Below are 12,049 nucleotides of genomic sequence, written 5' to 3'. Positions count from 1 at the left end.
CTACCGGACCGGCTCCAACGCCGGCGGTCTTCATGGCCACCCGTCAAGGGTGGCATTCTGAGCAGTCAGTTGTAGGCGCAGACCCACGCAACAAGCCGCGGGTTCGCAGTTTCCCCAAAGTTCGGAACCAGCTTCTTGTTGGGGACGACTGCAGGAAGCACACGCAATTGTGCACGATCACTCGCTGCTCCCGTATAGGTCTGCCCACTCCCCTTATTAGCGTCGGACTATTTGCGCGCGCTTTTATGCCTAGATTTCTCCTGAACTCAATTGGCTTTATTTGTTGTGCCCAATTCCGGCAATTTCCTGCAATGAAAGGAGGTGAACCATATGCCAAAGCGCCCCAAGGACCTGCGCTTCTACAAGAGCAGCGATGCTCCCAAGGAACGCACGCTGTTCAACGACCAGCTGCTCAAGCAAGGTCGTGAAGACGTCTTCGTCGTCCTGCACCAGATGGGACTCATCCGTTGATGTCCTTCAGCCCTTTCGAAGGAGTTTCCGGTGCCGCAGATGCATGCTGAACCCCAGGAAGCCCACGCGGCTACGCGTGGGCTTCCCCCTTTTAGCGGTCTGCTCTGGTGGCGATAGTTAAGCTGCCTGACTGTAAGCTCGATTTATGCAGGAGACGAAGCCGCACCGGCAGCGAAAACGTGCCCGCTTTGTGGTTCCAAGCCGCAGCGACTCCCTGCTTCGTAACTTCACGGAGGTTGTAGGTGGGCCCTTGGGCCGCCACTCGGCCCCAGGACAGATCTCCCCCGCCCCGTTCACGGTAGAACGCGTCCTCGTTATCCTCACCGTGATCGCTGCTTTGCTGGCGGTGCTGGCGAAGGACTATTGCCGGGTCAACGGCTGGGAGACACCAACACAGTTTTACGCCACGTGCTACTCTGACTTCCCCGAGCTCTTCCGCAACCGCGGCCTGGGCGATGGCGTGTTCCCCTTCTTCACGCAAGGCAGCTTGTTTGAGTACCCGGTCCTCATGGGGATCGTCGCAGGACTGACCGCACTGCTGGTGCCTGGCCAAGGGGTGAGTAGCGAACGCATTCTGGGTTACTTCGACGTCAACGCAACGCTGATCGTTGCCGTATGGATAATTACCGTCCTCCTGACCGCCCGAATGAACAAGCGCCGCCCCTGGGATGCCGCCATGGTGGCTTTGGCCCCGGGAATCGTCCTTGCGGGTTTCATCAACTGGGACATGTGGGCGGTGGCTCTGCTCGCGCTGGCCATGTACTTCTTCTCCCGCGACAAGCTGGTCCTGGCGGGAATCTGCATCGGGCTGGGAACGGCCACCAAGCTGTACCCCGTCCTCATTCTGGGTGCCATTTTGGTGTTGGCCCTGCGCAGTGGCCGTTTGAGGGCCTTCTTCATGACTGGCGCCGCGGCCGCTGCGTCGTGGCTGGCCGTCAACCTTCCCATCGCGGCAATGAACCCTTCGGGCTGGCGCTACTTCTTTGAGTTCACCCAGGAACGGCCCGCCGGATATAGCTCGCCCTGGTTCGCGTTCAACCTCGTTGCCGATCGGCTTCAATGGAGCCAACTCAACGCCGCCACGATCAACTCGCTCGCACTGAACCTGTTCGTCATTGCGTGCGCGTTGATCGGTGCCCTGGCTTTGGCGGCGCCCAGGCGCCCGCGCCTCGCCCAGTTGGCCTTCCTGATTGTGGCCGCGTTCATCCTCACCAACAAGGTGTACTCGCCCCAGTTCGTCATCTGGCTTATTCCCCTACTTGCACTCGCGAGACCGCGCTGGCGGGACTTCCTGGTCTGGCAGGCCGCCGAAGGTCTGCACTGGGCCGCCATCTGGATGTACCTGGGCCAAGCGACCAGCGGTGGGTCCGTGCAGCACAACATAGACATGTCCTACTACGTCCTGGCCGTGGCCCTGCACATGGTTGCAACGGCGTACCTGATGGCAAGGGTGGTGATGGATATCTGGGATCCATCGCAGGATCCCCTACGTGCTTTGGGCGAAGACGATCCGCATGGCGGGCCTTTCGAGGGCACCAAGGATTGGCTCAGGGTTAACGTTCTCCACCCGTCCACGTCGGTTCTCCCCTGGCGTTCAAGGGTTGAGCCGGCCGAGCCTGAAGCACCCCGGCAGTTGGAGGTGGGTAGCGATGGCTGATGTCGCCGTCGTCGGTTCTGGTCCGAACGGTCTGGCTGCGGCAGTGACCATGGCCCGGGCAGGGCTGGAGGTACATCTGTACGAGGCCGCCGATGCCATCGGAGGCGGAACCCGGACAAGCGAGTTGATCGAGCCGGGTCATCTGTACGATGTATGCTCCGCGGTGCATCCAATGGCAGTGGCGTCTCCTTTCTTCAAGGAGTTCGACCTTTCGCAGCGCATTGAGTTGCGCGTGCCCGAAGTCCAGCACGGGACTCCTCTCGACGTGGGCGGAGCCGCCCTCGCTTACCAGTCTTTGGAACGGACAGCGATGGAACTGGGGGTGGACGGCCCAGCGTACCGTCGGCTGATTGCGCCGCTTCTTGCGCGCGTCAATGGGGTGGTGGACTTTACGTCGAACCAGTTGCTCCGTGTGCCCAAGGACCCGCTTGCGGCTGTGTTGTTTGGCCTCGCAACCCTGGACCAAGGAACACCGTTCTGGGGACGGCGCTTCCGTGAAGAGGCTGCTCCGGCCTTACTGACCGGCGTGATGTCCCACGCTTTGGGCTCGCAGCCCGCGCTCAGTTCGACCGGTGCCGGACTCATGCTTGCCGTCCTGGCCCACGCCGGCGGATGGGTAGTGCCTGTGGGCGGTTCCGCAGCAATTGCAGGTGCGATGGCCGAGGACCTCATTGCCCACGGCGGAACCATCCACACCGGTGAGCGCGTGGATTCTTTCGATCAGGTCAGGCCGGCAAAGGCGATCCTGCTGGATGTTGCACCCCCGACGCTCGCACGTCTGGGTGGCGCTGAGATACCCGACAACTATCGTCGGGCTCTGGATGCATTCCGCTTCGGGAATGCAGCCTGCAAAGTGGACTACATCCTGTCCGAGCCCGTTCCCTGGCTTGCATCTGGGCTGAAGCGGGCGGGGACCGTTCATGTGGGCGGTTCGCGAATGGCCATGGCCGAATCCGAGAATTTGGTGGCCATGGGCAAACACCCAACGGAGCCCTATGTGCTCGTTTCCCAACCATCTCTGGTGGACTCGTCGCGGGCACCGGCGGGACGACACATTCTGTGGACGTATTGCCACGTGCCGGCTGACTCCGATGTGGACATGGCTGAGGCTGTCACCGCCCGGATTGAGCGATACGCCCCGGGTTTCCGGGACGTGGTGGTTGCTTCAAAGACCACGACGGCGGCTGAACTGGCCGCCTACAACGAAAACTACGTGGGCGGTGACTTCAGCGCAGGTCTCTTGGATTTGCGGGGCCTGGTGCAGCGGCCAGTAGTGTCCAACGTGCCTTGGCGTACACCGATGCTGGGCGTCTACTTATGTTCTTCATCCACCCCACCCGGACCTGGTGTTACAGGGATGCCCGGGTACCATGCGGCGAAACATGCCCTCAAGGACATATTCCAGCTGCCGGTACCCGGGCTCGGCCTGACTGTCGGTTAGGACTCAGGTCCTGCTTTAGTTCGCGGCCGTGAAGCGTGCGCGGCGGTGAGCCGGGCTTTCGATTTCATCCAGCATTGCAACGGCGTAGTCCTGCGAGGAGATGCTGGTTCCGGCGGGGGAATCCTTGGCCACGTTGTATTCGCCGGTACGCTCGCCGGGCTGGATAACCGGAGCGGGGGCAAGGACGGTCCAGTCGACGTCCTCGGGAGTCTGCTTGACGGCTTCCAGTGCCTTCGCGGCGGTGGTGGCCTCCGCTTTGTATGCCTCGGGGAAGTCCGGGGAGTCGAGGAGCCGGACGCCGTCTACCTCAAGGGTGCCTGCACCGCCAACGATCATGAGGCGGGTTCCTTCGGCGTTGCTGTAAGCAGTGGCCATGGCATCGAGCCACTCTCCGTGATCCCCGCCGGTGCGGCTGGGACCCGTAGCCAGCACAACGACGTCGTGGTCCTTTGCAATGGAGGCAAAGACCTCAGCGTCGCCCAAATCGGCAACCTGGGCAGTTGCGCCGGCGATCTCGGCGCCCTTGCGGGAGATAGCCGTCACTTCATGGCCGCGGGTGATGGATTCATTGACGATTTCACTGCCGACCATGCCTGTTGCGCCGTAGACTGCGATTTTCATGACTCTCCTTTGGGTTGCTATCCTTGCGATAACACAAAGGTATCTATTGGATACTGATAGCTTCAAAGGAACTGAGTTACCTGATGGATACTAATGCCCTGCCAGGCAACATCCTGGATCCCAATTGCCCATCCCGCGTGATCTTCCAAAGAATCGGCGACAAGTGGGCGTCTTTGGTGATCCAAGTCCTCGGTGATGGGCCCGTGCGGTTCTCGGAGATGCGCAAGATGGTCAACGTTGTCACGCCGAAGGTCCTGACGCAGACGCTTCGTGCCCTGGAACGCGATGGGCTCATTACGCGGACCGTCCACGCTCAGGTGCCGCCGCGAGTGGATTACGAACTTACTCCAATGGGCGAATCCCTCCTGCAACCCCTCACACTTTTGCGTCAGTGGGCCGAGAGCCACGTGCCTACGATTCTCGAAGCCCGCGACGCCTACGATGACGCGCAGGATGAAGCTCTCCTCGGCTCCCCCAAGTAAGTCGCAGCTGAGCGCGTTCTGAGCACGCAAAACGCGCTCAACTGCGACCTAATTGGGCAGGGCGGACGGGAGTACGGCGCGGCTGATTCGTCCATCCCGCATGGTTGCGACGGAGTCAGTCAGAGGGAGAAACTCGGTGTCGTGCGTGACCATCACAGTAGCCGTGGAGAATTCGTCCGTTATCCGGCGCAATAACCTGACGATCGATTCGCTGCGTTCGTGGTCCAGTGCTGCGGTAGGTTCGTCCACCAGCAATACGGTGGGGCTGCCCATGAGGGCCCTCGCGATGTTCACCCTCTGACGCTGCCCCCCGGATAGCTGGTGTGGCCTCTTGTTTGCCGATGCGCCCAAACCCACAATCTCCAATAGTTCATGTGCTTTGCCAAGGGCCTCACGGACAGCTTTGCCGCGAAGATGGTCCCGGATCAGCAACTGTTCGACGGCGGTCAGCGACGGAAGAAGATTTGGCTGCTGGAAGATGATGCCGACTTTGTCGCGCCGCAGGGCCGTGCGTTCGGCCTCCTTTAGCGCCGAAACGTCCTGCCCGTTGATGAGGACGAGTCCGGAGGTGGGCTTCACGAGCGTGGCCGCAACAGCCAGGAGTGAGGACTTGCCGGAACCGGACGGACCCACCAAAGAGAGGAACTCCCCGCGTCCAACTGCAAGGTCTACGGCGTCCAAAGCCTTGAGGGTTGAGTCGCCGTCGGGGTATTCCAGAGTGATGTTGATGAGATTCAGTGCATGGGTCACGATGTATGCCTTTCTGGGAATGTTCAGAAACTAGTTGCCACCGAGGGCAAACAGCGGGTCTACTTTGGTGACATTGCGGACAGCGAGGACAGCGCCGCCGAGGCCAAGGATGACGACGCCGACAACAGGCACCAACGTGGTCAAAGGAGTGACGAGGAAGGGCGCCGCGCTGGCCGCGAGAAGTCCGCCCGCCAAGCCCAGCAAACCGCCACATACTGCGCTTGCCAGCAGCACGATCGCCGCCTGAGCCAAGGCATCTCGCAGGACATACCCGGAAGAGCCGCCGAGTGCTTTGAGGACCGCGATGTCACGTGTCCGCTGCACCGTCCACACAGTAAGGAAGGCCACGATCACCAAGGCAGAGATTCCATAAAGAAATGCCTGCATGAGCATGAGCGAGCCGTTCTCACTCTTGTAGGAGGCGAGAGCCTGGAAAGAGCCGACGGGATCCATGCTCACCGTGCCAGCCGCAGCGTTGGCGGCATCAACGCTGACGGAGGCACCGGCGTCGTAATTTATGGCCAGGACCGTGGCGGTGCCCTGGGGAGCGTGGGCGATGTTTCGCCAGGTGTCCAGCGTGGTCCACACGACGCCGGTGTGCGAGTACCACTGGTCCTGCACAACTTCTGAAACAGTCAGCTCCGTACCACCGACCCGGACGCGGCTGCCAGCCTCAAGCGTCAGTTCCTTCGCAAGGGTTTCGCCGACGACGACCGTCCCGTCCTGAACAGGGGCAGGAGCCGTCGAACCGCCAAAAACTGCCACATTTGCCGTGCCTTTAGGAGCGCCATCCCCGGCCAAGGATTGGAAGCGGGTTTGGCTAATGCCCACCGCCTGTGCCGATGAAACGCCGGGTTGTTCCCGCCAGGCTTCGAGCTGGGCATTGGAAACTTCAGACTCGGTGTAGGAGGCCTTCGGCTCCCCGCCCGCCGGTGTGCCGAAGACGATCTGCTGTGCGGGCAGTGACTTAATGGCGGACGTCGACTGGTTTCCGAGTCCGGCAGTAAGCCCCGAAAGCATGACCAGCAGCAGGGTAATAAGGGCCACAACACTCCCCATGAGCGCGAAGCGGCCCTTGGCGAAGCGGATGTCGCGGATGGCGAGAAACATCAGAATCCTTTGCTTGGATGCGGGCTTGGTCCCGTCTGAATCCACTCTTCCGGCCAATGGATCCGGGCACATCGGGAGCCCGATGGATTCGCGCACATCAAGGGGTTGAACCGGCCATCATCCGATTGGTTGATTCCTGCTTCACGACGCGGAATTTTCAGGGAGCGGCGCAAGGCCGGGGATAGGCTGGGACGCATGCAGGAGACTCCTATGGGCACCGCCACAATCCTCCGTGTGCTGCGGATAAGTCTCCATGTGGGCTTCGCGGCGCTGCTGTTGGTGGCAGTGGTGCGGCTCCTGGCAGGCACTGCGGGCAGTCCGTCGCCGGTGGCGGTCATTGCTGGACTGGGACTGTCAGCCGCCTTGGCCCTGGTGTATCTCGTGGGAACCATCCTTGAGAAACGCCACGCTGGCAATGGCTCCCGATTCGATCCCACACCATACTCCGGCTGGTGGCTTGCTGCCGTGATGGTCTTGTGGCTGTTGCTGCTCCTGGTCAGCAGCGATTTCGCATGGGTTGCCTTCCCACTCTTCTTCCTCCAATTGCACGTACTCCCCCGGCGCCTGGCCCTGCCGGCAATCGTCGTGAGCACCGCTTTGCTGATTGGTGCCCTGTGGTTCCACAGCAGGGGCGCGGCCGACGGCGGTCTGCAGCTTGCGATGGTCCTGGGACCCATGTTTGGAGCTGGCTTTGCCGTGGTCACCGGGTTGGCATACCGTGCCTTGTTTCTGGAAGCCGAGAACCAACGCGTTGTTGCTGACGATCTCCGACGAACACGGGCAGAATTGGCCAAAACCCAGCACGATGCCGGGGTCCTCGCGGAGCGCGAACGGCTGGCCCGGGAAATACATGACACTTTGGCGCAGGGATTCTCCAGCATCGTTCTGATGGGGAGGTCTGCGGGGAAAGCCTTGGACGAGGGGGATGTGAAGGCCGCGAACGAACGGTTGAGGATAGTTCAGGACACCGCTTCGGCCAACCTTGCCGAGGCCCGGAGTTTTGTCCGTGATCTCCGGCCACCTGCTTTGGAGGAGTCCAATCTGGTGGACACGTTGCGCAGGCTTTGCGAGAAAACCGAGACCGAAGCAGCCGCCCGGGGAACCGCACTGCGCTGCCGCTTCGAACTTGTGGGCACCCCCTTGGACTTGCCCAATACGTACCAGACCACCCTGCTTCGGGCCGCCCAGGCCTCCCTGGCAAACGTGTGGGCCCACGCCCGTGCGAGTGCCGTCGTCGTGACCTTGTCCTTCCTCGGCTCTGAGGTAACACTGGATGTTTTTGACGACGGCGTGGGTTTTGAACCGTCGAAGGCGGCTGGCAATGCCCGCGGGGACGGCACCGGCGTCGGACTTCAGGGCCTTCGCGAACGGTTGGCGGCGCTGGAAGGCAGCTTGGATATAGAGTCGGCGCCTGGCGAGGGAACGGTGGTTGCCCTTCGGGTGCCGCTGCCTGCCGGGAATGGTGCGGCATGAGTGAGATCCGCATCCTCCTGGTGGACGACCATCCTGTTGTGCGGGCCGGCCTCCGGGCAATGCTCGCCGATTTTCCTGGTATCAGCGTTGTGGCCGAGGCGGCGGACGGTGATGCGGCGCTGGCAGAACTGGGTAGGTTGAACACTCTGGGTGAGCCCGTGGACCTGGTGCTGATGGACCTGCAAATGGGTAACGGTATGGACGGCGTGACGGCAACAGGCAGGATCAAAGCCGGCGAGGCCGGGACTCCCCCGCCGCCTGTCCTTATCCTCACCACTTACGACACGGACGCTGACATCCTCGCCGCTGTCGAGGCCGGTGCCAGCGGCTACATGTTGAAGGACGCCCCGCCTCAGCAGATCCAGCAAGCTGTGGTGTCCGCTGCCGCTGGTCAGACCGCGCTGGCACCGGAGGTGGCCGCCCGGCTCATGGGCAGGATCCGGAATCCGTCCCCTGCATTGAGCCCCAGGGAAGTCCAGTTGCTGGAACTCCTGGCCACCGGAATGGGCAACCGCGCCATGGCGAAGCAGTTGTTCATTTCCGAGGCAACAGTGAAGACGCACTTGGTGCACATCTACTCCAAGCTCGGCGTGGACAACCGAACGGCGGCGATTGCCGTGGCGGCGCAACGCAGGATCATTCGCCAGCGTTAAAAGTCATTTTCGGTGGACCCGGGGGTGGGACGGGTCCGGGGTGTGGGCGCGACAAGAAAGTGTCAGTGGAACGGGGCATAATGTCGCAAATGGGGAAAATGAAAACACGGAATCTTGTTCTTGGCTTGGTGGCGCTGGTGATGGCCGGTTCGCTGACCGCCTGCGATGACGGCCGCGCGGGTGCCGAGGGTGCAGCGAAGCAGTTGGCCTCCTCGCTTGCCGCGCTCGACGTCGGTTCGCTCACCGTGGAGGGCAAGGACAGCTCCGCGGCCAACGATCAACTCAAAGCGGTGTTTGAGGGACTCGGCGCCAAGCCATCGGTTCAGTCAGGTGACGTGAAGCTCGACGGCGAGACAGCCACCTTCCCTTTGAACTACAGCTGGAACATCGGCTCGGCCAAATGGGAGTACAGCTCCGAAGCTACGTTGAAAAAGTCCGGCGACAAGTGGGCTGTTCAATGGAATCCCCAGCTCCTCGCGCCCGAACTTTCGGATGACGAGACCCTCTCCGTTAAGACTGTTCCTGCCCAGCGGGGACAGATCCTCGGCGCCGCGGATGCTCCCATTGTGGAAGACCGCCCTGTTTTCCGCGTTGGCATCGATAAGACCAAGCTTCCCGCGGAACAGGCCGATGCCTCCGCGCGGGCTATGGCTGCCTTGCTCGGCCTGGATGTTGAAGAGTACGCCAAGCAGGTGGCAGCTTCGGGTCCGCAAGCTTTCGTGGAAGGCATCGTCCTCCGTGCCTACACCCCCGAAATTACGGAAGCAAAGATCACTGCCATTCCGGGTGGCGCGAGCATCCTGGATTCCATGGCGTTGGCACCAACACGCACTTTCGCCCGGGCGCTCCTGGGAAGTGTCGGCCAGGCCAGTGCGGAGCAGATCGAAAAGTCCAATGGTGCCCTGAGGGCCGGGGACGCGACAGGAACCGGCGGCCTTCAACAGAAATACGATTCTCTGCTCCGCGGAAAGGACGGCGTGGAGGTAGTCGCCAAGCAGGAAGCGAAGTCGGAAGGCGAGACCCCGGCAACAAAAGTGTTCTTCTCGTCCCTTCCTGTGCCTGGAACAACCCTCAAGACCACGCTTGACCTGAAGCTGCAGCAACTGGCTGAAGAAACGCTTGCCGGAGTAGGGCCAGCGTCCGCCATTGTGGCGCTGAAGCCTTCTACTGGAGCTGTTCTGGCGGCCGCATCCGGTCCGGGCAGCAACGGCTACAACACGGCGATGCTTGGCCAATATGCGCCGGGCTCCACGTTCAAGATCGTCGATTCCCTGGCGCTCTTCCGCGACGGCGCCACGCCTGATTCCAAGGTGGAATGTACCCCCACCCTGACGGTTGACGGCAGGACCTTCAAGAACTCCGAGGGCTACCCGGAAAGCTCCTTGGGCTCTGTTACGCTGCGGGACGCTTTTGCGCACTCCTGCAATACCGCTTTCATCAATGCCCGTGACACCGTCAGCCAGGACCAGCTCGAGTCTGCCGCGATGGCATTGGGCGTGGCCGTGGAAGCTCCCAAGCTGGGAGCCGACGCCTTCCTCGGTTCCGTCCCCGGAGCGGCAGAGGGAACCGAGCACGCGGCATCCATGATCGGTCAGGGGAAGGTGCTCTTCTCCCCGCTGTCTGCGGCGATCATGGCAGCCTCTGTTGGCAACGGCGCTCCGGTGTCGCCTCAACTCGTGCTGAACCCTGAGGCCCAGAACTCCAGCGCCACAGCCACGCCCACTGAAAGTGGCAGCGCGCCGCCGTCGTCCGCTTCCGCCAGCACGGCGCCCGCATCACCGCCCTCAACCAAGCCGATCACCAAGGAAGAAGCCGCTGCACTGTCGGACATGATGCGGGCAGTGGTGACCTCCGGGCACGCAGGATTCCTCGCCCAGGTACCGGGAGCGCCCGTTGGCGCAAAAACGGGAACTGCCGAGTTCGGCAATGACGACCCGCCCAAAACGCACGCCTGGATCGTTGCCGTCCATGGAGACTTGGCAGTTGCAGTATTCGTGGAAGACGGCGGGCTGGGTGCGACCACCAGCGGGCCGTTGTTGAAGTCGTTCCTCACCGCCGCCGGCTAAATCGGGAGAAGCTATGCAAAGCAGCACACAGTGCGTTGTGGTTGGTGGAGGACCGGCCGGGATTGTGCTGGGCTTGCTGCTTGCCAGGGCCGGAGTCGAAGTCACTGTGCTGGAGAAGCACGCCGACTTCCTGAGGGACTTCCGTGGCGATACCGTGCATGCTTCCACCATTCGCCTCCTGGACGAGTTGGGGCTGGGCGAAGGTTTCCGGCAGCTGCCGCAGAGCAAGCTCGGCAATTTCCAACTGCCAGCCGGGACCGGGGATTCAGTGATCCTCGCTGATTTCGGGCTCCTCAAGGAGCCGTACAACTACGTGGCCATGGTGCCCCAGTGGGACTTGCTGAACTTTCTGGTGGAGGCAGCCAAGCAGGAACCCACCTTCACACTTCGGATGAACACTGAGGCGACAGAGCTGCTCCGTGATGGGTCCGGCGCCGTGACGGGCGTGGCCTACAGAACCCGGGATCCCCTGACGGGCGAAACCGTGAGGACGGGCGAAGTGAACGCTTCATTGACGGTGGCATGTGACGGCCGTAGTTCCGTACTTCGTTCACGGGCAGGTTTGATCCCACGCGAATTTCCGGTGCCGTTCGATACCTGGTGGTTCCGGCTTCCGAGGAATGCGGACGAGAGGAAAGCCGTGGCGTCGATTGCGCCCAGCTTCGGGACCTCGGACGTGTTGCTGAGTTTGACCCGCAAGGACTTTTATCAGATCGCCTACCTTGCGGCGAAAGGACTGGATCCGCAGTTGCGGGCCGAAGGCGTAGAGGCGTTTCGCGCACGCATCGCCAGATTGCGGCCAGATCTTGCCGACCGCGTGGACCACATTGGCTCCATGGATGATCTCCACCTGTTGGACGTGAAGCTCAACCGCTTGTCCGAGTGGCACAAGCCAGGCCTCTTGCTGATTGGCGATGCTGCGCACGCGATGTCCCCCGCCGGCGGCGTGGGGATCAACCTGGCGGTGCAGGACGCCGTCGCAGCGGCCCGGATCATTGCTTCCCCGCTCCTGAGCAAAACGCTCGACGACGATCACCTCGCCGCCGTCCAGAAGCGGCGGTGGGCCCCAACCGTGATTGTGCAGACGTTTCAGCGAGTGCTGCATCGCGTGATCTTCGCACAGGTCATGGCGGGCAAGCAGCCAAAGCCGCCCAAGCTGTTGCTCTTTGTGCTCCGTAATTTTCCCAGCTTCCGGAAGTTGCCTGCACGGATGATTGCCTTCGGCCCACGACCCGAGCGTGCACCCCAGTTTGCCCGGCGAAAGCCTGACGCTTAGCCCGCTCGGGCACCCAGGCCAAGTTCCGCCGTCGAGCCCTAATACCTGG

At 62.0% G+C, this 12,049-nt stretch carries 11 protein-coding genes; 8 read left to right on the top strand and 3 right to left on the bottom strand.

Features of this window, described 5'->3' with window-relative positions; genetic code table 11:
- Positions 1 to 330 precede the first annotated feature (330 nt).
- The 3 genes from AC1DCM_RS05195 (at position 331) to AC1DCM_RS05185 (ending at position 3,569) form a co-directional block, all read left to right on the top strand.
- A complete protein-coding gene (locus AC1DCM_RS05195) occupies positions 331 to 471 on the top strand; it encodes a hypothetical protein (RefSeq protein WP_223935169.1) in 141 nt (46 codons plus the stop codon).
- A gap of 145 nt (positions 472 to 616) precedes the next feature.
- On the top strand, positions 617 to 2,128 hold the full coding sequence (locus tag AC1DCM_RS05190) for a glycosyltransferase family 87 protein (RefSeq protein ID WP_477517548.1): 1,512 nt from the start codon (positions 617 to 619) through the stop codon (positions 2,126 to 2,128).
- Positions 2,121 to 3,569, top strand: coding sequence for a phytoene desaturase family protein (locus AC1DCM_RS05185; RefSeq protein WP_477517547.1), 1,449 nt, complete (start codon positions 2,121 to 2,123; stop codon positions 3,567 to 3,569). The genes AC1DCM_RS05190 and AC1DCM_RS05185 overlap by 8 nt, the downstream gene beginning before the upstream one ends.
- A gap of 15 nt (positions 3,570 to 3,584) precedes the next feature.
- Here the strand turns inward: AC1DCM_RS05185 and AC1DCM_RS05180 are convergent, their stop codons facing one another.
- A complete protein-coding gene (locus AC1DCM_RS05180; protein ID WP_442005267.1) occupies positions 3,585 to 4,190 on the bottom strand; it encodes an NAD(P)-dependent oxidoreductase in 606 nt (201 codons plus the stop codon).
- An 83-nt stretch (positions 4,191 to 4,273) separates the two neighbouring features.
- On the opposite strand from AC1DCM_RS05180, the gene AC1DCM_RS05175 reads away from it, so the two are divergent.
- Complete coding sequence (locus AC1DCM_RS05175; RefSeq protein WP_477517546.1) at positions 4,274 to 4,672, top strand: winged helix-turn-helix transcriptional regulator; 399 nt, start codon at positions 4,274 to 4,276, stop codon at positions 4,670 to 4,672.
- Positions 4,673 to 4,720: 48 nt separating this feature from the next.
- Here the strand turns inward: AC1DCM_RS05175 and AC1DCM_RS05170 are convergent, their stop codons facing one another.
- The gene (locus tag AC1DCM_RS05170; RefSeq protein WP_477517545.1) at positions 4,721 to 5,422 is read right to left on the bottom strand and encodes an ABC transporter ATP-binding protein; all 702 of its coding nucleotides are present in this window, start codon (positions 5,420 to 5,422) and stop codon (positions 4,721 to 4,723) included.
- Positions 5,423 to 5,452: 30 nt separating this feature from the next.
- Positions 5,453 to 6,532 carry an ABC transporter permease gene (locus AC1DCM_RS05165; protein WP_477517544.1) on the bottom strand — a complete coding sequence of 360 codons (1,080 nt, stop codon included), beginning with the start codon at positions 6,530 to 6,532 and terminating at the stop codon, positions 5,453 to 5,455.
- Positions 6,533 to 6,742: 210 nt separating this feature from the next.
- Here AC1DCM_RS05165 and AC1DCM_RS05160 point away from each other — a divergent pair, with 210 nt between their 5' ends.
- The 4 genes from AC1DCM_RS05160 (at position 6,743) to AC1DCM_RS05145 (ending at position 12,000) form a co-directional block, all read left to right on the top strand.
- On the top strand, positions 6,743 to 8,005 hold the full coding sequence (locus AC1DCM_RS05160; RefSeq protein WP_477517543.1) for a sensor histidine kinase: 1,263 nt from the start codon (positions 6,743 to 6,745) through the stop codon (positions 8,003 to 8,005).
- On the top strand, positions 8,002 to 8,658 hold the full coding sequence (locus AC1DCM_RS05155) for a response regulator (RefSeq protein ID WP_477517542.1): 657 nt from the start codon (positions 8,002 to 8,004) through the stop codon (positions 8,656 to 8,658). Before AC1DCM_RS05160 ends, AC1DCM_RS05155 begins: the two co-directional genes overlap by 4 nt.
- 89 nt (positions 8,659 to 8,747) lie before the next feature.
- On the top strand, positions 8,748 to 10,724 hold the full coding sequence (locus AC1DCM_RS05150) for a penicillin-binding transpeptidase domain-containing protein (RefSeq protein ID WP_477517541.1): 1,977 nt from the start codon (positions 8,748 to 8,750) through the stop codon (positions 10,722 to 10,724).
- A gap of 13 nt (positions 10,725 to 10,737) precedes the next feature.
- Positions 10,738 to 12,000 carry an FAD-dependent oxidoreductase gene (locus AC1DCM_RS05145; RefSeq protein WP_477517540.1) on the top strand — a complete coding sequence of 421 codons (1,263 nt, stop codon included), beginning with the start codon at positions 10,738 to 10,740 and terminating at the stop codon, positions 11,998 to 12,000.
- Positions 12,001 to 12,049: the final 49 nt, after the last annotated feature.

Source organism: Paenarthrobacter sp. 10N417 (genome assembly GCF_056394745.1).
Note: the sequence above shows the minus strand (reverse complement) of the source record. Positions and strands in the feature narration are given on the sequence as shown.